22 protein-coding genes and 3 pseudogenes are annotated in these 26,583 nt (G+C 62.3%); 13 read left to right on the top strand and 12 right to left on the bottom strand.

Annotated elements, in window-relative coordinates; all coding sequences use genetic code 11:
- Positions 1 to 76: 76 nt before the first annotated feature.
- Positions 77 to 805: an acetoacetyl-CoA reductase gene (gene phbB / locus A7Q26_RS03450; RefSeq protein ID WP_010338723.1), complete on the bottom strand. Its 729-nt coding sequence runs from the start codon at positions 803 to 805 to the stop codon at positions 77 to 79.
- Positions 806 to 971: 166 nt separating this feature from the next.
- Between phbB (A7Q26_RS03450) and A7Q26_RS03445 the strand changes: the two genes are divergently transcribed.
- Positions 972 to 1,640, top strand: coding sequence for a TetR/AcrR family transcriptional regulator (locus A7Q26_RS03445; RefSeq protein WP_169860763.1), 669 nt, complete (start codon positions 972 to 974; stop codon positions 1,638 to 1,640).
- Between the two features lie 20 nt (positions 1,641 to 1,660).
- Here the strand turns inward: A7Q26_RS03445 and lptB are convergent, their stop codons facing one another.
- From lptB to A7Q26_RS03425, 4 genes are all read right to left on the bottom strand, one after another.
- On the bottom strand, positions 1,661 to 2,443 hold the full coding sequence (gene lptB, locus A7Q26_RS03440) for an LPS export ABC transporter ATP-binding protein (RefSeq protein ID WP_010338721.1): 783 nt from the start codon (positions 2,441 to 2,443) through the stop codon (positions 1,661 to 1,663).
- A 20-nt stretch (positions 2,444 to 2,463) separates the two neighbouring features.
- Positions 2,464 to 3,648: an acetyl-CoA C-acetyltransferase gene (locus A7Q26_RS03435; protein ID WP_010338720.1), complete on the bottom strand. Its 1,185-nt coding sequence runs from the start codon at positions 3,646 to 3,648 to the stop codon at positions 2,464 to 2,466.
- Between the two features lie 27 nt (positions 3,649 to 3,675).
- Positions 3,676 to 4,398, bottom strand: a complete 723-nt coding sequence (gene phbB, locus A7Q26_RS03430) for an acetoacetyl-CoA reductase (RefSeq protein WP_010338719.1) — start codon at positions 4,396 to 4,398, stop codon at positions 3,676 to 3,678.
- Between the two features lie 91 nt (positions 4,399 to 4,489).
- Complete coding sequence (locus A7Q26_RS03425; RefSeq protein WP_029547887.1) at positions 4,490 to 5,230, bottom strand: SDR family NAD(P)-dependent oxidoreductase; 741 nt, start codon at positions 5,228 to 5,230, stop codon at positions 4,490 to 4,492.
- A gap of 525 nt (positions 5,231 to 5,755) precedes the next feature.
- On the opposite strand from A7Q26_RS03425, the gene A7Q26_RS03420 reads away from it, so the two are divergent.
- From A7Q26_RS03420 to A7Q26_RS03365, 12 genes are all read left to right on the top strand, one after another.
- A complete protein-coding gene (locus tag A7Q26_RS03420) occupies positions 5,756 to 7,513 on the top strand; it encodes a PHA/PHB synthase family protein (protein ID WP_066856579.1) in 1,758 nt (585 codons plus the stop codon).
- 3 nt (positions 7,514 to 7,516) lie between these two features.
- The gene (locus A7Q26_RS03415) at positions 7,517 to 8,938 is read left to right on the top strand and encodes a bifunctional enoyl-CoA hydratase/phosphate acetyltransferase (protein ID WP_010338716.1); all 1,422 of its coding nucleotides are present in this window, start codon (positions 7,517 to 7,519) and stop codon (positions 8,936 to 8,938) included.
- Positions 8,935 to 10,125: an acetate/propionate family kinase gene (locus A7Q26_RS03410; RefSeq protein WP_066856577.1), complete on the top strand. Its 1,191-nt coding sequence runs from the start codon at positions 8,935 to 8,937 to the stop codon at positions 10,123 to 10,125. The genes A7Q26_RS03415 and A7Q26_RS03410 overlap by 4 nt, the downstream gene beginning before the upstream one ends.
- Positions 10,122 to 10,895 carry an enoyl-ACP reductase FabI gene (fabI, locus tag A7Q26_RS03405; protein WP_010338714.1) on the top strand — a complete coding sequence of 258 codons (774 nt, stop codon included), beginning with the start codon at positions 10,122 to 10,124 and terminating at the stop codon, positions 10,893 to 10,895. Before A7Q26_RS03410 ends, fabI begins: the two co-directional genes overlap by 4 nt.
- A complete protein-coding gene (locus A7Q26_RS03400) occupies positions 10,892 to 12,115 on the top strand; it encodes a phospholipase A (RefSeq protein WP_066856573.1) in 1,224 nt (407 codons plus the stop codon). The genes fabI and A7Q26_RS03400 overlap by 4 nt, the downstream gene beginning before the upstream one ends.
- On the top strand, positions 12,112 to 12,504 hold the full coding sequence (locus tag A7Q26_RS03395) for a hypothetical protein (protein WP_010338712.1): 393 nt from the start codon (positions 12,112 to 12,114) through the stop codon (positions 12,502 to 12,504). Before A7Q26_RS03400 ends, A7Q26_RS03395 begins: the two co-directional genes overlap by 4 nt.
- Complete coding sequence (locus A7Q26_RS03390; protein ID WP_232313658.1) at positions 12,501 to 13,625, top strand: MlaE family ABC transporter permease; 1,125 nt, start codon at positions 12,501 to 12,503, stop codon at positions 13,623 to 13,625. The genes A7Q26_RS03395 and A7Q26_RS03390 overlap by 4 nt, the downstream gene beginning before the upstream one ends.
- Positions 13,622 to 14,407 (top strand): ABC transporter ATP-binding protein, encoded by a 786-nt coding sequence (locus A7Q26_RS03385; RefSeq protein WP_010338710.1) that lies wholly within the window; start codon positions 13,622 to 13,624, stop codon positions 14,405 to 14,407. The genes A7Q26_RS03390 and A7Q26_RS03385 overlap by 4 nt, the downstream gene beginning before the upstream one ends.
- Entirely contained in the window at positions 14,407 to 15,342 is a 936-nt protein-coding gene (locus tag A7Q26_RS03380) for an MlaD family protein (RefSeq protein WP_010338709.1), read from the top strand. The genes A7Q26_RS03385 and A7Q26_RS03380 overlap by 1 nt, the downstream gene beginning before the upstream one ends.
- Positions 15,339 to 15,977, top strand: a complete 639-nt coding sequence (locus tag A7Q26_RS03375; protein WP_080572854.1) for an ABC-type transport auxiliary lipoprotein family protein — start codon at positions 15,339 to 15,341, stop codon at positions 15,975 to 15,977. Before A7Q26_RS03380 ends, A7Q26_RS03375 begins: the two co-directional genes overlap by 4 nt.
- Before the next feature lie 153 nt (positions 15,978 to 16,130).
- Positions 16,131 to 17,333: a sodium/glutamate symporter gene (gene gltS, locus A7Q26_RS03370; RefSeq protein WP_010338707.1), complete on the top strand. Its 1,203-nt coding sequence runs from the start codon at positions 16,131 to 16,133 to the stop codon at positions 17,331 to 17,333.
- 167 nt (positions 17,334 to 17,500) lie between these two features.
- Positions 17,501 to 19,135, top strand: a complete 1,635-nt coding sequence (locus A7Q26_RS03365; protein ID WP_066856570.1) for a Na+/H+ antiporter — start codon at positions 17,501 to 17,503, stop codon at positions 19,133 to 19,135.
- A gap of 260 nt (positions 19,136 to 19,395) precedes the next feature.
- Here the strand turns inward: A7Q26_RS03365 and A7Q26_RS03360 are convergent, their stop codons facing one another.
- From A7Q26_RS03360 to A7Q26_RS03330, 7 genes and pseudogenes are all read right to left on the bottom strand, one after another.
- Positions 19,396 to 19,581, bottom strand: coding sequence for a hypothetical protein (locus tag A7Q26_RS03360; protein ID WP_010335682.1), 186 nt, complete (start codon positions 19,579 to 19,581; stop codon positions 19,396 to 19,398).
- A gap of 600 nt (positions 19,582 to 20,181) precedes the next feature.
- Positions 20,182 to 20,405, bottom strand: a pseudogene (locus A7Q26_RS26295) (hypothetical protein); the annotation flags it as partial.
- A gap of 49 nt (positions 20,406 to 20,454) precedes the next feature.
- Positions 20,455 to 20,843 (bottom strand): annotated as a pseudogene (gene cueR / locus A7Q26_RS03355) (Cu(I)-responsive transcriptional regulator).
- The gene (locus tag A7Q26_RS03350; protein WP_084438969.1) at positions 20,840 to 23,206 is read right to left on the bottom strand and encodes a heavy metal translocating P-type ATPase; all 2,367 of its coding nucleotides are present in this window, start codon (positions 23,204 to 23,206) and stop codon (positions 20,840 to 20,842) included. The pseudogene cueR and the gene A7Q26_RS03350 overlap by 4 nt, the downstream one beginning before the upstream one ends.
- Positions 23,207 to 24,144: 938 nt before the next feature.
- Entirely contained in the window at positions 24,145 to 24,366 is a 222-nt protein-coding gene (locus tag A7Q26_RS03345) for a universal stress protein (RefSeq protein WP_066856564.1), read from the bottom strand.
- Positions 24,350 to 25,134 (bottom strand): annotated as a pseudogene (locus A7Q26_RS25015) (IS5 family transposase). Before A7Q26_RS25015 ends, A7Q26_RS03345 begins: the two are co-directional and overlap by 17 nt.
- 156 nt (positions 25,135 to 25,290) lie before the next feature.
- On the bottom strand, positions 25,291 to 26,547 hold the full coding sequence (locus A7Q26_RS03330) for an IS701 family transposase (protein ID WP_066856557.1): 1,257 nt from the start codon (positions 26,545 to 26,547) through the stop codon (positions 25,291 to 25,293).
- Between the last annotated feature and the right edge of the window lie 36 nt (positions 26,548 to 26,583).

Raw genomic sequence — 26,583 nt, 5'->3', positions numbered from 1 at the left:
GAGAGAAATTTGCCGGTGTTTGTTGCGGCGCAATATCGGGGATTTCCGAAAGGCCCGCAGCGAGTGCCACGACGTTTCACCCGTTGGCGATATATTGGCCGCCGTTGATGGAGAGGACTGCGCCGGTACAGAAGCCGGCTTTTCGCGAGGCCAGATAACAGACGGCTTCGGCAATCTCATCGGGTGCACCGAGACGCCCGACCGGAATACCCGCGATAATCCCGTCGCGGACCTCCTGCTTGACGGAGGCGACCATCTCGGTGTCGACATAGCCAGGACATACCGCGTTGACGGTGATGCCACGCGACGCATTTTCCTGGGCCAACGCCTTCGTGAAGCCGATCACGCCGGCCTTGGCAGCGGAATAATTGACCTGTCCCACCTGACCCTTCTGCCCGTTGATCGAGGAAATATTGACGATCCGGCCATAGCGCCTCTCGCGCATGCCCTCGATGATCGCGCGGGTCATGGTGAACATCGAGTCGAGATTGGTGCCAAGCACCGCACGCCATTGCTCCCAGCTCATCCGGTGAAACATGCCGTCGCGCGTGATCCCGGCATTGTTGACCAGCAGATTGACCGTTCCAAGCTCGGCCTCGACGCGGCGCACACCTTCCAGACATTCTGCCTCGTCCGCGACATCCCATTTAAAGACAGAAATACCCGTCTCCTGCATGAACCGCTCTGCCGCCTGGTCGTTTCCATGATAGATCGCAGCAACTGCATAGCCCTCGGCTTTCAGGCTTTTCGATATGGCTGCGCCGATGCCACGCGTTCCACCAGTGACCAGTGCGAGTCCAGACATTGTCCTATGTTTCCCGTTCCTGTTTTCCGTCCTCTCCCGCAATGATGAACGATCCCCCGGATCGCCATTCGTATGTATACTTAGTAGTTTTATTATCGGCTCGTTCTCCGGCCCTGACAAGTCAAATATCATGGAATTTGACGCAGACGTCGCTAGGGTTGGCATCATGAAGCAACAAACGCCGAAGGGTCGCGATATTCCGCTTCCACCGCGCAACCCAAAAGGCGGCCGGCCGACGCAGGAGGTCGCTGCGCAACTTGGCGCCCATATTCTTGATGTGGCGCTCGAGGAGTTCATCAACCGTGGCGCTGACGGCGCGAGCATGGAATCCATCGCCGCCAGCGCCAACGTCTCCAAGCGCACTCTCTATTCGCGCTTTGGCTCCAAGACAGAACTTTTGCGCGCGGCTGTAGAGCACGGCTTGTGCCGCCATCTCCGACCGATCGCCTCCACGATCCCGAAGGGGCTACTTCGCGACCGGCTGTTGTTTGTCGGCAGGAAGATGCTTGATTTGTCGCTGAAGCGGGAGGTGATCGGCCTGGAAGCACTGATCCTCTGGCTGTTGGACCATGAATCTTCTCCAACGGCTGCACCAACGCTTGGTGCGTCCGAAGGCATCAGAATTGTTCGATCGATCCTGGAAAGCTCTGAGTGGAACCACAGCATGGACGAGGACGCGCTGCAGTTCTTTGCGCGCCATATATTCGACACACTCGTTATGGTACCCCGCCACCTTATCCTCGTCCGGCGCGAGTTTCCAAATACACCCACTGCCAAGCGCGCATACCTTACTCAGGCGCTCGACATCCTGCTCTGGAAACGAGACACCACCTGATCGGACTGCCAAGCGGGACGTCACGGGAGGAAGTTCTCGCCTAAATATAGGCGCCTGACTTCAGGATCACGCAGCACGGCCTGCGGAACACCCTCGAAGAGAACCTTGCCCTCATGGATGACATAAACACGGTCGATCAGTTCGAGCATTTCATGGACGTTGTGGTCGGTGATCAGGACCCCGACATCGCGATGCTTGAGGTCGCGCACCATGAGTTTGATATCGACGATCGACAGCGGGTCGATGCCGGCGAACGGTTCATCAAGCGACATGATCGCGGGTCCGGCCGCCATCGCCGGGGCGATCTCGCAGCGCCGACGCTCGCCGCCCGACAGCGCCATGGCAGGGGTGTCGCGAACATGGACAATGTTGAACTCGGCCAGAAGCTGTTCGAGATTCTCGTGGGCAGAGGCGCCATCTTCGGTAGTCGCCTCCAGCACCGCCATGATGTTCTGCGCCACGGTCATGCCCCGGAAGATCGATGCTTCCTGAGGAAGATATCCAAGCCCCCGCCGCGCACGGCGATCCATCGTCATGGCGGTTATATCTTCCCCGTTCAGCAGCACGCTGCCCGCGTCGATCGGCGTCAGACCGACAATGGCGTAGAAGCACACGGTCTTGCCAGCGCCATTGGGGCCCAGGAGGCCGACGATCTCGCCAGCACCCACCGTCAGCGAAATGCCCTGGATGACCTTGCGTTTGCCATAGGACTTCTCGATGCCAACGATGGCCAGGCGTTGATGCGCGGAGGGACCGGCGCCTGGATTATCCATCGCGCCGGACACCTGCGCCGACATTGTCATCGCATGCGAATCGGCGTAGTTCAGGACACGCTCTCGAGGAGAAGCGCAACCCCCTGCCCGCCGCCGATGCAGAGCGTCACCAGGCCACGCTTCAGTCCGTCGCGACGCATCGACTGCAGCAGGCGCGTCGTCAGCACCGTGCCCGTCGCGCCGATCGGATGGCCATGGGCGATGGCGCCGCCTTCGACATTGACGATGTCCTCGGGGAGGCCAAGTTCCCGGGTGACGGCGATCGCAATGGCCGCAAACGCCTCATTGATCTCGACCCGCTCGAGATCGGCCACCGCCCAACCCGCACGATCGAGCGCCTGACGGACAGCCGGCACCGGGCCAAGGCCGAACATCCCAGGTTCGACAGCGCCGACACCAAAGGCGACCAGACGCCCGAGCGGCGTGACCCCATGCTGCTGCGCCCATTGCTCGCTGGCGACGACCATCGCCGCCGCGCCGCTGTTGAGACCGGGCGCATTACCCGCGGTAATGCTGCCTTCAGGGCGGAAGGCCGGTTTCAGCCGTGCGAGGCTCTCCAACGTCGTGTCCGCGCGGTTCTGCTCGTCGCGCGCGAAGATCGTCGGTCCTTTGCGACCAGCTATCTCCACCGCCACAATCTCGGCGTCGAATTTACCTTCGGCCTGGGCAACGCTAAAGCGCTGCTGGGACCGCATCGCCCAGGCATCCTGCGCCTCGCGCGTGATCTGGAACCTGTCGACAAGATCTTCGGTGACCCAGCCGGAATGCTGGTTGCAGAAGGCGTCGTTGAGACCGTCGTGTAGCATCGCGTCATGGAGCTTGCCATCGCCCATGCGGTAGCCCCAGCGGCCCTTCTCGATCAGGTAGGGCGCTTGGTCCATATTCTCCATCCCGCCGGCAATCGCAGCACTGGACAGCCCGAGCATGATTTCCTGCGCGGCAGTCGCGATGGCCTGGGCGCCCGAGCCGCAGACCCGGTTGACGGTCATCGCCGGCACATTGTCCGGAATGCCGGCACCGATGGCCGCCTGCCTAGCCGGGTTCATCTTTGCGCCAGCTTGCACGACCTGTCCCAGAACGACAGTATCGATGGTGTCACCGCCCACGCCCGCGCGTGCCAGTGTCTCGCGAACGGCTATGCTCCCAAGGGCAGGCGCAGCCATATCCTTAAGGGTGCCACCATAGGCGCCGATCGCGGTACGGACCGGCGCACAAAGAACGATATTGGATGCCATGATTAGTGTCCTTCCAGTGCAGGCCGTTCAGGCCATATATTTGCCGCCATTGATCGAAAGGGTGGCGCCGGTGATGAACCCCGCCTCGTCCGCCACCAGGTAGAGAACCCCGCGCGCGATCTCCTCGGGATGGCCGAGCCGACCGATCGGCACGCCCGAGAGAATGCCCTGCATTGCCTGCTCGGGCACTGCGGCGACCATTTCGGTATCGGTATAGCCTGGCGCGATCGCGTTGACCGTGATGTTTCGCGCGGCGCCCTCAAGCGCCAGCGCCTTGGAGAAGCCGATAACGCCGGCCTTGGCTGCGGCATAGTTGGTCTGTCCAAACTGTCCGGAGAGACCGTTGACCGAGCTGATGTTGACGATACGGCCAAAGCGGCGCTCGCGCATCCCCTCGATAACTGCCCGGCACATGTTGAAACAGCCACTCAGGTCGACATCGATGACGCTGCGCCATTGTTCCTCGGTCATCTTGTGCAGCGTGCCGTCGCGGGTGATACCGGCATTGTTGATGAGCACATCGACCGGACCGAAATCGGCGACGACCTGCGCGACACCGGCCTGGCTGGCGGCGAAGTCGGCAACGTTCCAGCTGTAGACAGGGATACCGGTTTCTTTTGAAAAGGCTTTCGCCTCTTCGTCATTGCCGAAATAATTGGCGGCGACGGTAAAACCCGACTTTTGAAGCAGCGTCGATGTAGCGGCGCCGATGCCGCTGACGCCACCGGTGACAAGAGCGATGCGAGACATGAGTATTCCTTTCTGACATCAGAATTCGTTCTGAGCGAAAACGCGCGCGGGCGCGGTCTTGGGCGCGCCGCCACCCGATCAGGCGAAGACCCTATTGGGCCAGATAGCCTCCATCGACGGGGTAGTAGCCACCAGTCATGAACGACGCCCGGCCGGACAGCAGAAAAGCGACGAGAGCTGCCACTTCCTCGGGCTGCCCGAGCCGTCCGAGCGGATGCCGCTCGACGAGTTCGGCCGCGGGTTCGCCCTGCGCGCGGATCAGGGGGGTATCGATCACGGCAGGGCCGACAGCGTTGATCCGGATGCCCTGCCGCGCATAGTCCATCGCGGCGGTCCGGGTCATGCCGACCACTGCGTGCTTGGCCGCGGTATAGGCGATCGTGCCCGGCAGGCCGATCATCCCGCAGATCGAACTCATGTTGACAATGGCGCCGCCGCCCGAGCGCAGCATCGCAGGGATCTGGTAGCGCATGCCGAAAAAGACACTGTCGAGATCCACGCTCATCACGCGCCGCCACTCGTCGAGAGCATATTCCCCGGCAGGCGCAGAGGCGCCGCCCACGCCGGCATTGTTTACGGCGAAGTCCAGCTTGCCGAAGTTTTCCAGAGCGAAGGCAACCATGGCTTCGACCGCCGCCGCGTCCGAGACATCGACCCTGATGGCGATTGCCTGTTCGCGACCGATTTCCGCCGCGAGAGCATCTGCACGGTCCATGTCGAGATCACCCAGCACCAGCCTAACGCCGGATACGGCAAGCTCGCGAGCAATTGCCGCGCCCAAACCCATCGCGGCCCCGGTTACGATTGCCACCCCTCCTTCGAAGTCTGTCATGCGTCCTCCTTGTCCGATCAAGAATGCTGAACGTGCCAACGTCCGCCAGAACGATGCTGCCGACGATCGGCCGGAAGCTGTAGACGGGCCTGCTCCCCGAGGGCCAACGCCGCCATTGGTAACTATACCTATGCGTTTCGTATTGGCGCAGGGTTCGGAGCTGTGCTTCTGAGCGAAACTTGGACCAAAGCGGCCATACCGCACCGGCTCGTCCAACGAGTCGGCCCTTATGCCGCGCCAATGTTTACGCCATCGGAATCCGCCTGCGGCGGTTCAGCTGCATTGCTAAAACCGGTTCTGGCCTAAATGGCACTTGCCAATATCTATCCTACACAGTACCGTTATCCAGCCGGGCGGGAGACTGGGTTTGGGGTGGGCGCGAGCTTTCGCTCTCGAACCAGTTGATGGCGGCCAGGCGAAGCAACGCAGTTTGGCAAAAAGGTAAACCGGAGGGGATAATTACGTAATGCGAGCTTTCGTGTGACGCCTCACAGGGGAGATCATCCCCAACTGGAGTACAAGTTCATGGTCGCTGCGGATGCTCACCCATCGCCAGATCCCCTTGATGGCATCGCCGAAACCCTGGATCGCGCGGCTGTCGCCGCGATCGCGCAAGCCACCTTCGGCCTTTCACCGGCCACGCTCATCCAGGCTTTCTCAGAATGGGCGCTCCATCTCTCCATCTCTCCCGGCAAGCAGCTGCAACTGGGCGCCAAGGTGGCGCGCAAATATGCCCGGCTGTTCGACTATGCCTTGCGCAGCGCCAGCGATGCCGATGCCGCGCCCGCCATCGAACCGCTGCCGCAGGACCGGCGCTTCCGGGACCCGGCATGGAAGCAGCCGCCGTTCAACATCCTCTCGCAGGCTTTCCTGCTGAACCAGCAATGGTGGTACGCGGCGACGACCGGGATCGGCGGCGTCTCGAAGCATCATCAGGAGATGGTGGAATTCGGCGCACGACAGATGCTCGACATGCTGGCGCCGACCAACTTCCTGGCGACCAACCCGGTCCTGCAGCGCAAGATCGTCGAGACCGGCGGGAAATGCCTCATCGAGGGTTTCCAGCATCTGCTGGAGGACATGCAGCATAGCGTGCGCGGCCTGCCGCCGGTCGGAACCGAGAATTTCAAGGTGGGCGAAAATGTCGCCACTGCGAAGGGCAAAATCGTCTTCCGCAACCGGCTGATGGAACTGATCCAGTATGAGCCGACGACCGAGACGGTGCGTCCCGAGCCGATCCTGATCGTGCCCGCCTGGATCATGAAATATTACATCCTCGACCTGTCGCCTGAGAACTCGCTGGTCAAATGGCTGACCGGCCAAGGCTATACCGTGTTCATGGTGTCCTGGCACAATCCGGGCAGCGAAGATCGCGATCTCGATATGGAGGCCTATCGCCAGTTGGGGCCAATGGCGGCGCTCGACGCGGTGAACGCCATCACCGGCGCGCCCACCGTTCACGCGGTCGGCTATTGCCTGGGCGGCACGTTGCTCTCGATCGCGGCGGCTGCGATGGCGCGCGATGGCGACGATCGGATGGCCAGTATCACGATGTTCGCAGCCCAGACCGAATTCAGCGAGCCCGGCGAGCTCGGCCTGTTCATCGACGAGTCGCAATTGAACGTGCTCGAGAACATGATGTGGAGCCGTGGCTATCTCGACAGCAGCCAGATGGGCGGCGCGTTCCAGATCCTCAAGTCCAACGATCTTGTCTGGTCGCGCATCCTGGGCGAATATCTGATGGGCGAGCGCCCGCCGATGAACGATCTGATGGCCTGGAATGCCGACGGCACCCGTATGCCCTATGCGATGCACAGCCAGTATCTGCGTCGCCTGTTCCTCGACGACGATCTCGCCGAGGGCCGATACAAGGTCGATAGCAAGACCATCAGCCTGTCGGCCATCCGCACACCATTGTTCGTAGTCGGCACCGAACGCGATCATGTGGCACCCTGGCATTCGGTCCACAAAATCCATTTGCTCAGCAGCGCCGAGACTACCTTCGTGCTGACCAGCGGCGGGCATAATGCCGGGATCGTCTCGGAACCGGGCCATCGCGGCCGTCGCTACCATGTGATGACCCGCGAACTCGACGGTCCTTCCTATGATCCCGAGGACTGGCTGGCACGCGCAACGCCGAAGGACGGCTCCTGGTGGCTCGAATGGGGCGCCTGGCTGGATGCGCGCTCGGGTAAAGCTATTGCCCCGCCGCCGATGGGCAATGCCGACAAGGGCTATGCGCCGATCGGCGATGCTCCGGGCCATTATGTGCTGGAGCATTGAGCGATGAGCGACGAACCGATGATTGAAAACTACACCTATGACGAGATCGAGGTCGGGCAGACGGCGAGCGTCACGCGCACGCTGTGCGAACAGGATATACAGCTCTTCGCGCTTGTCTCGGGCGATGTGAACCCGGCGCACCTCGATACCAGCTATGCCGCAACCGACATATTTCACCGCGTGATCGCGCATGGCATGTGGGGCGGCGGCCTGATCTCGGCGGTGCTGGGCACCGAACTTCCGGGACCCGGCGCCATTTATCTCAACCAGTCGCTTCGCTTCACGCGGCCGGTCGGTCTGGGCGACACGATCACGACATCGGTGACTGTCGCGGAGAAGCGCGATCACCACAATATCCTGTTCGATTGCCGCTGCGTCAATCAGGACGGCGACGACGTGATCACCGGCCAGGCCGAGGTCAGGGCACCGACCGAGAAGGTCCGCCGGCCGCGTATCGCCCTGCCCGACGTGCACCTTCGCGACCACGACGGCTATCGCCGGCTGATCGAGCGCACGGAAGGCCAGGGGGCGGTGGCTACCGCTGTGGCGCATCCATGTAGCGCGGCGGCAATTACCGCCGCAATCGAAGCCGCCGAAGCCGGATTGATCGTTCCGATCCTGATCGGTCCCGAAACCAGGGTCCGCAAGGCTGCCGAGGAAGCTGGCAAGGATATCTCGGGCTTCCAGCTGATCGACGCCGCCCACAGCCATGATGCCGCGGCCAAAGCCGTCGCGCTCATTCGCTCCGGCGAGGCGAAACTGCTGATGAAAGGATCGCTTCACACCGACGAACTCATGGGCGCGGTGGTGGCATCCGCCACCGGCCTGCGAACCGAGCGCAGGATCAGCCACGCCTATGTGATGGACGTGCCCGATCACCCGACGCCGTTGATCATCACGGACGCCGCGATCAACATCGCGCCGACGCTGGAAGGAAAAGCGGACATCATCCGCAACGCGATCGACCTCGCGCATGTCATCGGCATCGAACAACCTCGCGTCGCGATCCTCGCGGCCGTCGAGACCGTCAATCCTGCCATGCAGTCAACGCTGGACGCCGCCGCGCTGTGCAAGATGGCCGATCGCGGACAGATTACAGGCGGGGTCCTCGATGGCCCCCTCGCCTTCGACAATGCGATCAGCGAGGCCGCAGCGAAAGAAAAAGGCATTATCTCATCCGTCGCCGGCAAAGCCGAGATCCTCGTCGTGCCCAATCTGGAAGCGGGCAATATGCTCGCCAAGCAGCTCACCTTCCTCGGCGACGCCGATGCGGCCGGAGTGGTGCTGGGCGCCCGCGTGCCGATCATCCTCACCAGCCGGGCAGACAGCCTGCGCACCCGGCTCGCTTCCTGCGCGGTCGCGGTTCTGCTCGCTCGTGCCGCGACGAAGGCTGCCCCGGGGTTGCTGGAGTCGCAAGGCGCATGAAGGCAGTCGTCAGCCTCAATTCGGGATCGTCGAGTATAAAATTCTCGCTGTTCGTGCTCGAAGGCGATGGTGCGCTGCAGCTATCCGCCGGCGGCAAGATCGAGAAGATCGGCATCGCTCCGACAATAATTGTGCGTTCCGTCGAAGGCGGCGTGCTGCTCGAACGCGACTGGCAGGATGGCGCAGCGCTCACCCATGCGCACCTGCTCGCTCATTTGTTCGCCTGGGCGGCCGATCATCCGCTGAAAGGGCGCGAGATCATCGCGATCGGTCACCGGGTGGTGCATGGCGGAACCGAATTCGCGGCTCCGCGCCTGATCGATGCGGCGCTGCTCGACAAGCTGGAGGCGTTGTGCCCGCTGGCCCCGCTCCACCAACCCCACAACCTCGCGGCCATCCGCGCAATTGCAGCACTACGGCCCAACCTGCCGCAGGTGGCCTGCTTCGACACCGCTTTCCATCATGACAAGCCGGAGATCGCTTCGCGCTTCGCGATCCCCCGTGCGCTGCATGACCAGGGCATCCGCCGCTACGGGTTCCATGGCCTGTCCTACGAATATATCGCCCGGCGCCTCGCGCAAATCGATCCCGTGCTGGCCGGGGCCCGGGTGATCGCCGCGCATCTGGGCAATGGCGCGAGCCTATGCGCGATGCAGGCCGGCAAGAGCATCGACACCACCATGGGCTTCACTGCGCTCGACGGCCTGATGATGGGTACGCGCTGCGGCAGCATCGATCCAGGTGTCGTCCTCCACCTCCAGACCCAGCTTGGCATGAGCCCGGCTGAGATCGAGGATCTATTCTACAAGAAATCCGGGCTGCTCGGTGTCTCGGGTATTTCCAGCGATATGCGCACGCTCGCGGCCAGCAAGGCGCCTGAAGCGACCGAAGCGATCGACTTGTTCGCCTGGCGTGTCGCCCGCGAAATCGCTGCCCTCGCCGCCTCGCTCGGCGGGATCGACGGTCTCATCTTTACGGCCGGGATCGGCGAGAATGACGCCGATATCCGCAGCAATATCTGCCGCCGGCTCGCATGGCTCGGCGTGCAGATCGATGAATTGGCAAATGCGGGCAATGGCCCCCGGATCAGCATGCCAGACAGTCCGGTCGCCGTGCTGGTCATTCCAACCGATGAGGAACGTATGATCGCTCACCATAGCCTCAATGTCATCGGCACCGGCATATGAGCCCGCTCGTCGATCTCACCGGCAAGCGCGGCCTCGTCGTCGGCATCGCCAATGACAAGAGCATCGCGGCCGGGTGCGCCAATGCGTTCGTGCGATGTGGCGCCAGACTCGCGGCGACCTATCTGAACGAAAAGGGCAAGGCCTGGGTCGAACCGGTCGCCGAGCAGCTGGGCGTGGAATGGATGGCCCCTTGCGATGTGCGCGTGCCGGGCCAACTCGAAACGCTGTTCGCGCAGGTCAAAGAACAATGGGGCGGCCTCGACTTCCTGCTGCACTCGATCGCCTTCGCGCCCAAGGAGGATTTGCACGGCCGGGTGGTCGATAGCTCGGCCGAAGGTTTTGCCATGGCGATGGACGTGTCCTGCCACAGCTTCCTGCGAATGGCCAAGCTCGCCGAGCCACTGATGAGCGAGGGAGGCTGCCTGCTTTGCGTCACCTTTTACGGCTCTGAGCGTGTGGTTGAGCATTATAATCTGATGGGGCCGGTGAAGGCGGCGCTGGAAAGCGCCACTCGCTATGTTGCCGCCGAGCTGGCTCCCAAAGGCATCCGCGCCCATGCCATTTCGCCTGGTCCTATCGCGACGCGCGCCGCCAGCGGCATCGACCGGTTCGACGAACTGCTCGCCCGCGCAGCAGCCGAAATACCAGGGCATCAGCCGGTCGACATCGAGGATGTCGGGGCGCTGGCGGCCTTTCTGGTCAGTGACGCGGCGAAGCGGATCACCGGCACGATCATCCCCGTCGATAGCGGCCAGCATCTACGCGCATGATGGGGCGCTCCCTCCCTTGGCTGCTGGCGGGCGCTGCCACCGCTCTGGCACCGGCTGCACATGCAACCTCTCCGGTGGAAATCCTGATCGGCGACGCGGGACAGCGAGATGCCGATGGGGCAGTGCTGGTCGAAGTGCGCTTTCTCAATGGAGGAACCGAACCGCAGACGGTCCCCCTGCCCGACCGGATCGAAGCGCAGCTTACAGCCAACGGCGCACGCCGTACCCTCTGGCTGGAGCGGACGGCGGACATGCCGGCCGATCTGATTGTCCCGCCCGATGGTTTCAGGCGCGCCCGCTATCGCCTGCCGGATGCGGACGAACTTCCGCTGGATGGCGCGGTCTTTTCCATACCGGCCTGGAGCGCGCAGCAGACCGCCATCGCCTTGCGGCCCGCGCCGATGACGCAATCGGCGCAGGCCGAACTCGCCCCCGCGCAGGCTGCAGCCCGCGCAGCATCCGAGCCGGCGGCGCCCCCATCGGACCGATCGGCGGGCAATCCTTTTCTCGCCAACCTTTCCGCCTATGAGCCGATCTATGCCGTCTATGGCCCCGGCACGAACAGCGAGGCGCGGATCCAGATCAGCTTCAAATATCAATTGTTCGGCACAAGGCGCGCCGAGGGCCTACCGCGTTCCTGGCGTGATGGTCTCCATTTCGCCTTCTCGCAGCGCATGTTCTGGGACCTGGGCGGCGACTCCTCCCCGTTTCGGAATATCGATTATCAGCCCGAGCTGTTCTACCTGACACCGTCGGCGACGCTGTCGAGCGGCGTTTCGCTCAGCGCGCAGGGCGGCATCCGCCACGAATCCAACGGCCGCGACGGGACAGCCTCACGCAGCATCAATAGTGTCTATATCGCGCCGATGGCGGCGATCCCACTGGGGGGCGGCTATCGTTTCTCGGTCGCGCCTCGCCTGTCGCTGTTTGTCGGCGACAAGTCCGACAATCCCGATATCCGCCGGTATCGCGGCAATACCGCTCTGTTTATGGAGGTCGGGGAGGATAAAGGATTGCGCCTCTCCACCTCCACCCGGTTTAATTTCGGCAGCGGCAAGGGTGCCTTCAGCGCCGATATCTCCTATCCCCTCCCCCGCCTGCTGGGTGGCGGACCAGACTTCTATCTCTTCGGCCAGAGCTTTGTCGGTTATGGCGAAAATCTGCTCGACTATGATCGGCGGATGACCCGCTTCCGGATCGGCGTGGCGCTCGTGCGATGAACGAGCAATCCGTCAGCCCGGCCGCGGTCGCCCTATATCCCTATGATCTGGACGGCGAGCGAAGGGAACACATTGCCGAGCGCGATGGCGACAAGATTTGGAACGTGGTCTGCGACCATGCGCCCAACATGAACGACAAGCCAATCGACCGCTATATCGAGCCGCCGCTCGAGATCGAGCGCCTGACCGGGCTGTTTCAAGGCGATGGGACCCATCTCGAGTTTGGCATGGCCCAGATGTTTACGTTCCGGCCGCCGCCAGAGATTTCGGGCAATAAGGGTCCGGTGGACGGCACCTGCCTCACGGGCGCCAGCACCGACCCGGGCGGAGGCGTCTGGAGTGCCGGCGGGCGTGGTGCTGCCAAGGTCATGCTGAAGGTGCTGCGATGAGCGCCGGATCCATGACCTTGGCACAATATAGCCTTGAGGACCCCGAGGATGGGGTTGCGCTACATCTCCAGGGCGACTGGACCGCATTAGCCCTGGGTGATGCGTCGCGCCGCCTCGATGTGGATCTCGACGGGCGCAAGGCCAGGACGGTGGATATCACGGCGCTTGGCCGCCTCGACACGGCCGGGGCCCTGGTTCTGCTGCGGGCCATGGAAGAGAACGCGACTGTCGCCGGCGGTGAGCGCGAGGACTTCGCGCAATTGACGACGCTGGTACGGCCCGCACTCGAGCAACCATCACCCGAAAAGGTGCGCCGCACCGGTCTGCCGGCCTTCTTCGACCGGTTCGGGCGGCAAATCGTCGGGATTGCGCGCGATGGCTACGAAATGCTCGTGTTCACCGGCGAAATGATGACAGCGCTCGGGCGCAGCCTCATCCACCCGTCGCGCCTGCGCGTGACGCCGCTGGTCGCGACGATGCAGGAGGCCGGGATCAACTCGCTTCCCATCGTCTTCATGATGACCTTCTTCATCGGCGCCGTAATTGCCCTGGTCGGCACCAATCTTCTGACGACGCTCGGAGTCGGGGTCTTCACCGTGCAACTGGTCGGTGTGGCGATCCTTCGCGAATTCGGTGTGGTCATCGCCGCCATCCTGCTTGCCGGTCGATCCGCCTCGTCGTTCGCCGCCCAGATCGGCTCGATGCGGATGAACCAGGAAACCGATGCGATGCAGGTCATGGGGGTCGACCGGTTCGACGCGCTGGTCGTGCCCCGCATTCTCGCCGCCTTGCTGATGATACCGCTGATGACTTTTGCCGCCGATATCGGCGGCATCATTGGTGGTCTGCTGGTCAGTTGGGTGACGATGGATATCCATCCGATCTTCTTCGTGCAGCGCATGCTCGATACGGTCAGCATTACCCACTTCTGGATCGGCATGAGCAAGGCCCCGTTCCTGGCGCTGGTGATCGCCGCCGCTGGTTGCCGACATGGCCTGATGGTCGGCGGCGACGTCCAGAGCCTTGGGCGGCAGGTCACGTCCGCCGTGGTGCAGTCGGTATTCCTCGTCATCATGTTCGATGCGATCTTCGCGGTGATTTTCATGGCGCTCGATCTGTGAGCCGCCCGGGCACCGAACCGGAGACGCCGCCGATCCGCGTGACGGGGCTCCACACTGCCTTTGGAGATAAGGTCATCCACGAAGGTCTGCACCTTGAGGTCCGACCTGGCGAGATTCTGGGTGTCGTGGGCGGTTCAGGCTCAGGAAAATCTGTTCTGCTCAACTCGATTCTCGGCCTTAGGCAACCCGATGGCGGCTCGGTCGAGCTCTTCGGCCGCGACATCGGCGAGCCATCCGCGCTTTCCGAGGCGGAACGGCGCATCGGCGTAATGTTCCAGCAGGGTGCGCTTTTCTCGTTCCTGACCGTCCAGGAAAATGTCGAAGCGCCGTTCCTGGAGCATAGCAGGCTGCCCCCGCAACTTATCGGGGACCTTGCCAGGCTCAAGATCAAGCTCGCCGGTCTGCCCGACAATGCCGGTGCGCTGCGCCCATCGGAATTGTCGGGCGGCATGCGCAAGCGCGCTGGCGTAGCCCGCGCGATCGCGCTCGATCCAGACATCCTGTTTCTCGACGAACCCACAGCTGGCCTAGACCCGATCGGCGCCAGCGAGTTCGACGATCTCATCCGCAGCTTGCGCGATGCGCTCGGCCTTACCGTGTTCATGATCACCCATGATCTCGACACGCTTTACGCCATCTGTGACCGAGTCGCTGTAATTGCCGACCGCAAGGTCGTCGCCGTGGCCCCGGTCGCCGAACTCGAAAAGTCGGACCACCCCTGGATCAAAAGCTATTTCCTGGGGCCGCGCGGACGCGCCGCCGCCGGGGCGAAGGACCGCTGATGGAACGCCATGCCAATTATGCCCTCGTCGGGATCATCTCGATCATTCTCCTGATCGCCGGACTCGTATTCGTGGTGTGGCTTGGCGGCACGCGGTTCGGGCAGGAAAATGATGAGTATCGCGTTATTTTCCGCGGGCCCGTACGCGGGCTCAGTGTCGGCGGCGAAGTCCAGTTCAACGGCATCAAGATGGGCCAGATCCAGCGGATCACACTCGACGAGAACGACCCCAACCGGGTCCTGACTGATATAGAGATCACGCACAAGACACCGGTGCGGATCGATTCGGTCGCCTCGACCGAAACGCAGGGCATATCGGGTGTGAGCGTCGTGCAGATCAGCGCCGGGACACCGAGCAAGGAACTGCTTCGGAGGGCCAATCGGGGCAGGCGTCCAGTCATTTCCAGCAAACCCAATGCCCTGTCATCGCTCCTTCAAGGCGGCGGCCAGATGGTGGAGAGCGCGACATCGGCGCTGCAACGGGTCAACAAGGCTTTGTCGGATCAGAACATCCAGAATCTCGGCGCCACTCTTCGCGATATCCGGCTGACCACCGGGGCGATCGCCGACAACCGGGCGATGTTCGCCAATGCGGCGTCCGCGCTCGGTAAGCTGGATCGGGCAGCCGAGGATATCCAGCATGCGGCCGCCTCGGTGCGTGACATCGCCGACACCGATGGCCGCAAGGCCTTTGCCGACATCTCGGACACGGCGGCCGAACTCAAACTCGCTATCGGCGAGGCGCGCGGCGCTTTGGCCAACGTCAACAAGCAAAGCGCGACGATCGGCGCGACAACATTGCCGGCAATCAACGCCAGTATGAGCAGCCTGCGTGAAACTGCCGATTCACTCGACGGGCTGATCCGCCAGATCCGTCAGAATCCCCGGCAGGCCTTGGGTAAAGACAGCGGTCTGGAACTGGAGCTCCCCGAATGACTCTCGTTAAGCCTTACAGATACCTTCTGACCGTTTCCGCGCTGCTCCTGCTTGGTGGCTGCGGCGGCCTTTTAGGGAGCAGCGGCAAGCGCGACACCTTGTTTCGCTTCGGGATTGCCGAACAAAATAACGCGACGGTCGCGGAACGCCCTGCCGCGGGCCGACCGCTCACCCTGGCCCGTATCCGCTTCGCGCCCGAGATCGAGGGCGACCGCATATTGACCGCCCGTGGCTCCAGCGTTTTGTACGTCAAAGACGCACGCTGGGTCGCACCGGCACCGGATTTGTTCGCCCAGGCCATGACCCGCCAGTTCGATCAGCGGGCTTCCAATATCCGGATGGTATCCTGGCGGGGCGGGGGCGCCGGAGCGGTCGCGCTCCAACTGAACCTCGACCGCTTCGAGGCCCGTTATGCGCCCGAAAGCGACAAGCAAAGTCCACCGACGATCCTCATATCGGGCGATGCCACCCTCACCGCGCTAACCGATCGGCAGATGAAGGCTTCTCACCGCTTCCTTGAAGAAGAACCCGCCCGCCAAAACAGCAAGGCCGAAATCGCGGCGGCATTCGATCGTGCGACAGCGCGCTTCACGGCCGCCGTGGTCGACTGGACGAGCCAGACGCTAACAGACTAGTCGGTTCCACTCGAATGCATCAGATCGGCTGCTCCAGTTCTTTGTTTTGCCGCATTTTCTTCGACGGCAGGCTTTCTACCTGCTGACCGAGAAGACTCTCTGGCCGGCCCCACAAGCCAAAGCAGGGTGAATGATAATCGATGAAAATGAACGATGATGCTGTACATTGATGCCCTGACCACCTCGACCATTGCGATCCTTTTGCTATTCGCGGGAAAGGCCCTCGTCAGCCGTTTCGATCTTTTCAAGCGCTACAGCATTCCCGAACCGGTCATAGGGGGAATAGTCTGCGCTGCTGTGGTCAGCGGCATTTATCTTCTGCACGGCAGCAAGATAGAGTTTGACATCGGTATCCGCGACACCTTGCTGCTCTATTTCTTCGCAGCCATCGGGCTCAATTCCGACGTCCGGACGATCCGAAGCGGCGGATGGGCGCTCATAATCCTCACCGCGCTCGCAAGTCTCTTCATTTTGCTGCAGAATTTGCTTGCCATGACGATCGCCAGCGCGTTCGGTCTGGATCCGCGCGCCGGACTGATGGTCGGGTCGATTTCGTTGACCGGCGGGATCGGCACTACGCTGGCTTGGGCACCGCATTTCGTGGAAACGCTGGGGATCGCCAACGCCGCGGAAATCGGAACAGCGGGCAATATGTTCGGCCTGATAGCCGCCTGCCTGATCGGTGGCCCTGTAGCCGGCTATCTCATTCGCGCACGCAATATCCCAGTTTCAGGGGCCTCTATGCTCGAGATCGGTACGCTGCACGAGCCGCAGCGGACGCTCCTCGACTATTATGGTGCCCTCCTCGCGCTCTTCTGGCTCAATGTCACGCTCCTGCTTGGTCAATCCTTGACTTTGGCAATCAAGAGCAGTGGCCTCAATCTTCCTGATTTTGTCGGCTGCCTCCTGGCGGGCATTATCCTTCGCGGCGTCACCCCTCATCTAACCACGCGAAAACGCAGGTTATGGGATTGGCCACGCATGCAACGCGGCGTCGCGTTGATCTCTGAGATCAGCCTGGGCATCTTCATCACCATGGCATTGATGAGCCTGCAGCTATGGGCTCTCGATGGCATGGTCGCATTTCTCGCCGTTGCCCTGTGCTTGCAGATAACAATGGCCATCGCTTTCATGATCTTCATTCTCTTCCCCTGCCTTGGGCGCGACTATGAAGCAGCCGTCATGAGCGCAGGGTTCGGGGGAATAGGGCTTGGATCGACCGCGACAGCGATTGCGAATATGAGCGCCGTCACACGGCAATATGGTGCGGCACCCAAGGCTTTTATCGTCGTGCCCCTGGTCTGCGGCTTCTTCATCGATCTCGCCAATGCCATCCTGGTGGGCATCATGATCTAAAAACACACGCAATCATCATCATGTGAGCGTTCACTCCAGGTCAAACGTCGCGAAAAACATCAAGGGGCTAGCGGCTGACCGGGATATCGCAAAAAATGGCACGAACTTCCCATTCCTGGGCAGTCCTAGGCGGCCGTCTGATCCAGCCCCAAATGTGAGGAAGACTATTGGAAACCATCACGATCATCCTGCTGCTGCTGCTTGCCGTCATCCTGAGCGGCATTTTCTCGCGCATGGTTCCCCTGCCCCTGCCACGACCTCTGTTTCAGATCGCCCTGGGCGCAATGATCGGGCTGGCCGCTGACTGGCGCGTCACGCTCGATCCGGAGATTTTCTTTCTCCTGCTCCTGCCGCCGTTGCTGTTCCTCGATGGCTGGCGCATTCCCCGCGAAGAGCTGTTCAAGGACGGCAAGACCATCGTCGAGCTCGCCCTTGGCCTGGTCGTCGCTACGGTCGTCGGCATGGGCTTTTTCATCCACTGGATGGTCCCGGCGATGCCGTTGGCTGTCGCGTTCGGTCTCGCCGCCGTCGTCTCCCCCACCGACCCGATCGCGGTGTCCGCGATCGCCCAGCGCGTCTCCATCCCCAAGCGCATGATGCATATTCTCGAAGGGGAATCGCTCTTGAACGATGCCTCCGGACTCGTCTGCCTGCGCTTTGCAATCGCCGCAGCGTTAACCGGAGCATTCTCAGTCCAGGACGCAGCGCTCAATTTCCTGTGGGTCGCGTTCGGGGGCATCGCGATCGGTGCCGGCTTCACCTGGATTGTGTCGCGCGCGAAAAGCTGGGTCTCACGGCATTATGGAGAGGAGGGCGGCGCGCAGATTCTCATAAGCCTGCTCATCCCATTTGGCGCCTATCTCCTTGCCGAGCATCTCCATTGCTCCGGCATTCTGGCCGCAGTCGCCGCCGGCCTCACCATGGGCTTTGTCGAAAGCACTGGCGAACTGGAGGGCTCCACACGCATACGCCGCAACACAGTGTGGGATATGATCCAGTTCAGCGCCAACGGGGTCATCTTCGTGCTGCTCGGCGAGCAGCTGCCCGCCATTCTCGCCAGCTCGGCCGAAACCGTTCGCGCGACCGGCCATCAGGAACCTTGGTGGCTGGCAATATATGTCATCGCAATCAACCTTGGGCTCGCCGCCCTTCGCTTCCTGTGGGTCTGGGCATCCCTTCGTCTCACCTTCTTTCGCGAAGGGGACTGGCGTTCCACGCCCAATTGGCGGATCGTCGCCGCGATCTCCTTTGCCGGCGTTCGCGGCGCCATCACGCTCGCCGGTGTCTTGACACTGCCTCTGGCAATGAACGATGGCTCGCCCTTTCCGGCAAGAGATCTGGCTATTTTTCTGGCGATGGGCGTCATCATCGTGTCGTTGCTAGCTGCCAGCCTGGGGCTACCCCTTCTGCTCAAAGGTCTCGAGATGCCGGCCGAACATGACCATAAGGCGGCCGAGGATGCGGCCCGCGTCAAGGCGGCAGAAGCTGCGATCGCGGAGATCGAGAAGGTCCAGCATGCGCTGGCAGAGGGCCGAAGCGACGCGGATCTCTATGTCTCGACCGCATCCCGCATTATGGATGGTTACCGGCAAAGGATCGAGAGCCGGGTTGGTAGCCCGGAAAACAATGCGCTGGGGCGGCGAGCAGAAGAGATTGAGCGCCGCCTTCGTCTGGCAGCGCTGAAGGCCGAACGCGCGCAAATTTTCCGGATGGTGCGCAAGCGCGAACTGGACAGCGAGCCCGCACGCAAGCTTATCCGAGAGCTTGATCTGCTCGAAGCACGCTATACCGTCGCGGCTTAACCCAGGAGAAAAGCGATCAGAGAGGTTGGCAAGCTGTACCGGCTTGAAGGCGTACTTGCCGGCAATGGTCATGGACTCGCATTCAGGCGCCCCTACCAGCCGGGGTCCGGCAGTGCGAAGGCGCCCATCATTGATGACATTCCCCAGTGAGCCCGAGCACCCGACCGTTCAATGCCGATTTCATCAGCCACTTGGAAAAGGGTCATTTGCTCAAGCGCGTGAGCCTTCGCAAGCGCTCCGGATATGTGATCGTTGCGTTGCTACTGCCGCGTGCGACGTGGCCAGAGGCGAAAGGCCGGTACGTAGATAGCAATGCAGCATGAAAGCGCGATGAACACCAGCGCGATTACCATCGCCACCACCCAGTATCGGGGGTCCTCTTTAGAGACGAACCATCCGGCGATCAGCGCCGGCACAAACAGCATTATCCTCGCGAGCCACGCCATATTCCGACCTTCATCGTAAGAGAGCAACTGCCATCACTCCCGACCGTCGTGATGCCATAGCGCCTTCATTACGATTATCTGTCCCGACACATAGCAAGTATACGTAACAGTACCAATCACGGTCGGGGGAAGGCGCATGTTCCAGTCTCCCCCGTCGCCGTTACTGCTGAAGCGCAATCAGATGTCGTCAAAGGCTCGCATGGACCGTACTTGGGATCCGGACACGTGCGCGTAACGCCAATGCGTCGAACTATCTCAGCTTTCGCGGCAACTCTTCTCGCCTTCCAGCACGACAAAAAGCGGCAAGCCGAGGCCGGTGATCTCGGCGCCAACAGGCATGTTTATGACCATTGCCCGGACTGTCTGGGCATCGCCCCATGCCCAGAGCATGCAAAAAGTCGCCGAGGACAAGGCCCACCTACAAGCCGGACGCGAGCAGAATCAGTTATAAAAGAAAATGGACAGCAGCGGCGCATTGGCCGCGCGTGGCCGCCGCACCATGATGCTGACCCCGATGGCTCAAATACGAGCACGAAACGCAGGATCGCTATCAAGCGGTCAGTCGAGACCACATAAGCAATGTGCGAGTTGGGCCAGTTAGCGGATACGCAACAGCGTCGTAACCGCCGGATCGAAATGGATGCAGCGTATCGCGGGCGCTCCCGCTTCGGCTGGCACCACATGGCCTGTTCGACGCCCGGGCGTCTTTCGAGCGAGCCGATGAGCCTGTCGACACAAGCATCTGCCGCGTCCGGCACGTCAGGGAGAAGAACGGGAATGTCGAGACGGAGTTTTGGATCATGGCTTGTACCTTCGCGGTGCAAGATCTCATAGTGAAGTCGGAAGCGCCCTTCAGGAAGGCAGCTGCGACGATCAACCCTCAGCCAGTCGATCGATGATCGGGCAATCCGACCGTTCGTCTCCGGTACAGCTGTTGGCTAGTTCCATCAGCGCCCGGCGCATACCGTCCAGCGCAGCCGCCTTGCGGCCAAGCTCGTCGGCTCGGGAAGTGCCAGCGCCTTCACCTCAGCGCTCGATCGGCAACGGTCCTGCCAGAGGTCCAGAAGCGAACGGATTTCCTCGATCGGGAAACCAAGGTCGCGCGCGTTTGCGACGAACCGGAGGCGGTGAACATCGGCGTCCGAATAGTCCCGATAGCCGCTGCCGCGCCTTGACGGTGTCGGGATCAGCGTGATCTTCTCATAGTGGCGGATCATACGCTGCGACACGCTGCTTGCAGCGGCGGCCTGACCGATATTCATGGCTTGCGCGCTTCCAGTCGTACAGCGTTCAAGCGGAGCGCGTTGACGACGACGGTGAATGACGACAGCGCCATCGCGGCCCCTGCGAACATGGGCGACAGCAGGATGCCGGTCACCGGATAGAGCACACCCGCCGCAATAGGTATGCCCACGCCGTTGAACAGGAAGGAGAAGAACAGGTTCTGCCGTATGTTGGCCATAGTGGCACGCGCTAGCCGCCGCGCACGTACCATCGCCGAAAGGTCGCCCTTTGTGAGCGTCAGCCCAGCACTCTCGATCGCCACGTCCGTCCCCGTTCCCATCGCCACGCCGACATCGGCGGCCGCGAGCGCCGGGGCATCGTTGATACCGTCGCCCGCCATAGCGACCCGAGCGCCGTTCGCCTTGAGGTCGACGACGATCCGCGCCTTGTCCTCCGGCTTGAGATCGGAATGGACCTCGTCGATCCCGCCGATCGCCCGAGCGACGGCCTCTGCCGTGCCGCGGCTGTCGCCGGTCAGCATGACGATGCGCAGCCCCTCGGCGTGAAGCGCAGCGATCGCGCCGCGCGATGACGCCTTGACAGGGTCGGCGACGGCGATCAGCCCGGCCGCTTCACCATCAACGGCAACCAGCATGACGCCGCCGCCTTCAGCGCGATGCCGCGAGGCCGATGCCTCTAGCGCTGTGGCATCCGCTCCGGCACTCCGCATCTGCGCGGCATTGCCGATCACGACCCTCCGACCGTCGACCCGGCCGCTTATGCCCATGCCGGTCTGCGAGTCGAAGTCCTCGACCGCCGAGACGGTCAGCCCGCGTTCTCTGGCGCCGGTAACAATCGCGACCGCCAGCGGATGCTCGGAGCGAGCCTCGACCGCTGCCGCCAGCGCCAGCACCCGATCAGCGTTGAACCCTTCAGTTGGCTCGACCGCCACGAGCTTGGGCTTGCCTTCGGTCAGCGTCCCGGTCTTGTCGATCACCAGTGTATCGACCTTGTCGAGCGCCTGCAGCGCCTCGGCATTCTTGACGAGCACGCCGGCCTGAGCCCCGCGTCCCGTCCCGACCATGATCGACATCGGTGTGGCAAGCCCGAGCGCGCACGGACAGGCGATGATCAGGACCGCGATGGCGTTGAGCAAGGCATGGCCGAAGCGCGGCTCGGGGCCGACAAGGTTCCAGACGGCAAAGGTCAGCAGTGCGATCAGCACCACCAACGGCACGAACCAGCCGGAAATACGATCCGCCACGGCCTGGATCGGCGCACGGCTGCGCTGCGCCTCCGCGACCATCGCGACGATGCGCGCCAGCATCGTGTCGGCGCCAACCGCCTGCGCCTCAATGACCAGGCTACCAGTGCCGTTGACGGTGCCGCCGGTAAGCGCGGCGCCCGGCACCTTGAGCACCGGCGCCGGCTCGCCGGTCAGCATCGACTCGTCGACCGACGAGCGGCCGTCGATCACGGTCCCGTCGACCGGGACCGCCTCGCCGGGACGCACGCGCAGACGATCGCCGGCCGTGACCTTGCCGAGATCGACTTCCTGCTCCTCGCCGTCCGGACCGATCCGCCGCGCGGTCTTGGGCGCAAGGTTCAGGAGAGCGCGGATCGCACGTCCGGTCGCGGCGCGCGCGCGCAGTTCCAGCACCTGCCCGAGTAGCACCAGCGCAACGACCACGCCGGCCGCCTCGTAATAGACGGGCACCATGGCGCCATGGTCGCGGAAGCTTGCCGGAAACACCCCGGGCGCGACTGTCGCCACCACGCTGTAGAGGAAGGCCGCGCCGACCCCGATCGCGATCAGCGTAAACATGTTATAGTGGCGCGACTTGAGCGACGCCCAGCCTCGCTCGAAAAACGGCCAGCCTGCCCACAGCACGATCGGCGCAGTCAGCGCGAATTGCACCCAGGGCGACCAGCGCATCGGCACGAGGTGCAGACCCGCCATCTCGGCGCCCATCGAAATCAGCAGCAGGGGCACGGCAAGCATCGCGCTCACCCAGAAGCGGCGAGTGAAATCGACCAGTTCCGGGTTTGCTCCCTCGTCGGCGCTCGGCTCCGCCGGCTCCAGCGCCATGCCGCAAATCGGGCAGATGCCCGGGCTAGGGCGCCGGATCTCGGGATGCATCGGGCAAGTCCACACCGATAGCGAGGACGGGGGCGCTGCCGTTAAAGTATCGGCCTCGCCATTTGTGAACCTGGCCGGATCTACGACGAACTTTGCACGGCAGCCGACGCTGCAGAAGTGATATGTCACACCGCCATGCTCGGCATGATGCGCGCTCGTCGCCGGATCTACCGTCATCCCGCACACGGGGTCCTTGATGGCGGCGGGCGCAGTGGACGGTTTCGAACAGCAATGGCCGCCATGTGCATGAGGATCGTTCATCGTCTTGCTCCTTCGCACTGGCAGATAGGGTCTGACATCATGTCAGGGTCAAGGTCTTTCGACTTTGACCGGTATCAAGGCGCTGAGACCGCTCGACCCTGACATGATGTCAAGCGACAGGCCCGCCCTGACTCGCGCTGTTGCGATCGAAATTGGACAGGTGAGACACGTCGATCGACCGTCGTGGCGTGTTGCGCGGTGCTGCGGTCGTCGGCCGCGGCACGCCTGGCCTGGCACCGCTGCCGGCGCTCGCGGGTGAGACATTACCCTCACCATCGCTCGGCAGATATCGGAAGCGGGGCGGCGATTGTCGGAGCCGTCGTGCTCGCGCGCGATCGACGGCTCCGCATTTTGAATGCATTACCAGTGAGTCCAGAGCAAACAACTGTGCCTACCCGCCGAAGTTGGATCACAGGGATGCACTGGATACGTATTGTTCCCGATAGCCCGAATATATCCGTCTTATAACTTGGTTGCGACCTGCTATCGAGGAGCCGGAAAATGCAATTTCTCAATCGCCTGCGCGGCAACGTGGATGTGGCTTTCCTGACTGCTCTGACCTTCGGACTTTTGGCTTTGATTCTCTGGATGATTGACGCAAAGCTTCCATGACGGGACTGGCTCAATGCCAGTCAGCGATGTTTTGCCAGTCCAGTCGTTTTAAAATCCCAGGTCCATCATGCCAGTTCGCGCTCCAATCGCCTGATCTCGGCATTCTTGGTTACATCGTCTGACGCGGCCCTTGCCAGCGGTTGCCCAAGAACAGAGCGAATGCTGGCTGACCCTGAGCCGCTATGAAATTTCCGCTATCGGGTAACACCGCTACCCGATCCGCGACACAGCATTGCGCTTGAACTCGTCGCTGCAATTCCCCTCACCCATCATCGCCTCCTATCCTCAAAATTAGGATCGAAGGCGTCCAGAAGCCCGAGGGCTATTCACTGGCCCTTGCCCGGCCGATAGTGAACGACGAGCAGGTCACCCTCGAGACTCTCGATCAGGCTCTGTGCGGTGCTGCCGATCAGCGCGTCGAACAGCACGCCGCGGCCATGGCTGCCGATTACGGTGAGGTCGGCATGCTCGTTTTCGACATAGTCAGCAAGAAGCCGTCCGGGCGTTCCATGCTCGATGATGACATCAGCGCTAGGCGTCGTGGACAAAGGGTAGCCAGAGCAGTGATGAAGCGAGGCTGACGAAGCCGAGGTATGATCCTCTGGTTTTGTCGTAGCGGGTTGCGATCCGCCGCCAGGTCTTGAGCTTGCTGAAGAGTTGCTCGATCCGACTGCGCAGGCGGTATTTGTCTCGGTCATGGGCGGCAGGGTTGCGGCGTCCGCGCTTGGCAGGGATCACCGCTTGTATGCCGTGGAAGGCGATCTCGGCGCGGATGGCATCGGCGTCGTAGCCGCGATCGGCCAGCAGCGCCTTCACCTTGCCGCTGATCATGCGGAACAGCGGGCCGAAGCCGTGTACGTCGTGCGCCTCGCCAGGCGTCAGCACGAAGCCGAGCGGTCGCCCCTTGCCGTCACATCGGACGTGCAATTTGGTGGTGAAGCCACCGCGCGAGCGGCCGAGGCCCTCGGCCGGGCCAGTTCCTTTTTTATACCTACCGCGCAGTGGTGTGCCCGAACGATGGTGCTGTCGATCATATCGGCAGAGCGATCCCGCCCGGCCATCTCCGTCAGCGTCTCCAGCATGGCATCGAACACGCCGGTCTCAATCCAACGCCGATAGCGGCGGAAGACACTGTTCCACTTGCCATATTCATCCGGCAGATGCCGCCACTGCGACCCCGTCCGTGCCATCCACATCATGCCTTCGAAGAACGGCCGGTTATCACCTGCGGGACGGCAGCCTCGGCCCCGCTCCGGCGGCAGCAGCGGCGCAATCAGCGCCCATTCCCCATCCGACAGACCAATCCGCTCACCCAACGCTGCCTCCAAATGGCAGCCTTGAATCAACCTCGCTTCAGCACGTCAAGCTTTGTCCACGCGGCCTAGCACTACTTTGGCAGAAGTTTGAAATGCGTTACTGATAGGCTCCCGCCGCAATGTGGGCATTGGTCTGGCGGAGGTCTCGATATTCTGTCAATGATGGCCTGTCGGATGGCGGGCATGCTCGGCTGAGGCGGAGGTCCGGAGACTCTTTTTTTTCCGGCCCGCCTTCGCGAGCCTTCGTGTTTGCAGGAAGGCATAGGCCATCATTGTCATGAGAAGATGGCGATGCAGCCCCGTCCACGATCGTCCTTCGAAGTGGTCGAGGCCGAGTTCCTCCTTGAGCTGCTGGTGCGCCTGTTCGCAGATCCAGCGCGCCTTGATGGCGCCAGCGACGTCCTTGATCGCGGTGTCGGCGGGGAGGTTGGAGAGATAGTATTTTCGCTCGCCGTTCGAGCGGTGCTCACCTACCAGCCAAGCCTCTTCGCCTGGCATATGCTGAGCGCCAGCAGCTCCGATCCGCTGTGGCGCGCCATCGGCGATACGCACACGCATGGCGGCAAAGCGAGCCGTCAGGCGGCCTTTGGTCCCTCGGCGCCAACTGACCTGCCGCCATTTCGCATCTTCGAGCATGGCATGGGCTGCTCGGGATTTGACGTCGGGCACATGCCGAACCCGTGGTCGCCCACGTCCTGCCACCGGGAAGATCAACTGCACGTCGGCAGGATAGACCTTCTGGTGCCGGGGAATACCAACGGCCCAGCGCAAGCCTCGTGCACTTAGCGCCTGCCGGAACGGCGCTGACAAGCCATAGCCGGCGTCGGCCAGGACGCAGCCGAAACGCACACCGGCAGCAATGACCCGATCGATCTCCTCGATGGCGATGTCGGGCTTCGTGCGATAGGCTTGGAAATCTTTGGGCACGCCAGCCCTCTCCATCCGGGCCGTGTCGCTGGTCCAGCTTTCCGGCAGGTATAGCCGCAAACCCAGCATGATCGGCACCTCCCCCGAAGCCAAGGTCACCGACACGAGCGTTTGGCAGTTCGCGTTCTTGCCCAGTACCGTAGCATATTGGGGCGCGACCCCGACCGAGGCCTTGCCCTTCTTGGGAAGAGCTGTGTCGTCGATGATCAGCCAGGCTTTGTCGTCACCGACCAACTCATCCGCTTGCCGCCACAACGTCGCTTCCAGCGGCGTGCTATCCCAGATCCCGGCACCGATGAAATGATGCAGCCGGTCATAGCTGAGCGCGTCTGCGCGGGCCGCGATGGGTTGGATGCTCTTGCGATCGCCGGGGCCAATCAAGCCGGCGATGTAGGCTGGGCACATCCGACGCCGTGTCTTGTTACCCAACTTCTGCAGATACGGCTCAAGCCAATGCTCGAGATCCCGCTGCCAATCCTCTTCCATCGCCAGCCTCCATCAAAGCTGGCTTCCTATGAAGCA

The sequence above is a fragment of the Sphingobium sp. TCM1 genome, from assembly GCF_001650725.1.
Classification (GTDB): Bacteria; Pseudomonadota; Alphaproteobacteria; order Sphingomonadales; family Sphingomonadaceae; genus Sphingobium.
This window is presented reverse-complemented; position numbering and strand designations above follow the sequence as displayed.

Coding starts and splice junctions, on each gene's coding strand:
- phbB (WP_010338723.1), bottom strand. CDS start 805: ATGTCTGGACTCGCACTGGTCACTGGTGGAACGCGTGGCATCGGCGCA.
- A7Q26_RS03445 (WP_169860763.1), top strand. CDS start 972: ATGAAGCAACAAACGCCGAAGGGTCGCGATATTCCGCTTCCACCGCGC.
- lptB (WP_010338721.1), bottom strand. CDS start 2,443: ATGACAATGTCGGCGCAGGTGTCCGGCGCGATGGATAATCCAGGCGCC.
- A7Q26_RS03435 (WP_010338720.1), bottom strand. CDS start 3,648: ATGGCATCCAATATCGTTCTTTGTGCGCCGGTCCGTACCGCGATCGGC.
- phbB (WP_010338719.1), bottom strand. CDS start 4,398: ATGTCTCGCATCGCTCTTGTCACCGGTGGCGTCAGCGGCATCGGCGCC.
- A7Q26_RS03425 (WP_029547887.1), bottom strand. CDS start 5,230: ATGACAGACTTCGAAGGAGGGGTGGCAATCGTAACCGGGGCCGCGATG.
- A7Q26_RS03420 (WP_066856579.1), top strand. CDS start 5,756: ATGGTCGCTGCGGATGCTCACCCATCGCCAGATCCCCTTGATGGCATC.
- A7Q26_RS03415 (WP_010338716.1), top strand. CDS start 7,517: ATGAGCGACGAACCGATGATTGAAAACTACACCTATGACGAGATCGAG.
- A7Q26_RS03410 (WP_066856577.1), top strand. CDS start 8,935: ATGAAGGCAGTCGTCAGCCTCAATTCGGGATCGTCGAGTATAAAATTC.
- fabI (WP_010338714.1), top strand. CDS start 10,122: ATGAGCCCGCTCGTCGATCTCACCGGCAAGCGCGGCCTCGTCGTCGGC.
- A7Q26_RS03400 (WP_066856573.1), top strand. CDS start 10,892: ATGATGGGGCGCTCCCTCCCTTGGCTGCTGGCGGGCGCTGCCACCGCT.
- A7Q26_RS03395 (WP_010338712.1), top strand. CDS start 12,112: ATGAACGAGCAATCCGTCAGCCCGGCCGCGGTCGCCCTATATCCCTAT.
- A7Q26_RS03390 (WP_232313658.1), top strand. CDS start 12,501: ATGAGCGCCGGATCCATGACCTTGGCACAATATAGCCTTGAGGACCCC.
- A7Q26_RS03380 (WP_010338709.1), top strand. CDS start 14,407: ATGGAACGCCATGCCAATTATGCCCTCGTCGGGATCATCTCGATCATT.
- A7Q26_RS03375 (WP_080572854.1), top strand. CDS start 15,339: ATGACTCTCGTTAAGCCTTACAGATACCTTCTGACCGTTTCCGCGCTG.
- gltS (WP_010338707.1), top strand. CDS start 16,131: ATGATGCTGTACATTGATGCCCTGACCACCTCGACCATTGCGATCCTT.
- A7Q26_RS03360 (WP_010335682.1), bottom strand. CDS start 19,581: ATGGCGTGGCTCGCGAGGATAATGCTGTTTGTGCCGGCGCTGATCGCC.
- A7Q26_RS03350 (WP_084438969.1), bottom strand. CDS start 23,206: ATGAACGATCCTCATGCACATGGCGGCCATTGCTGTTCGAAACCGTCC.
- A7Q26_RS03330 (WP_066856557.1), bottom strand. CDS start 26,547: ATGGAAGAGGATTGGCAGCGGGATCTCGAGCATTGGCTTGAGCCGTAT.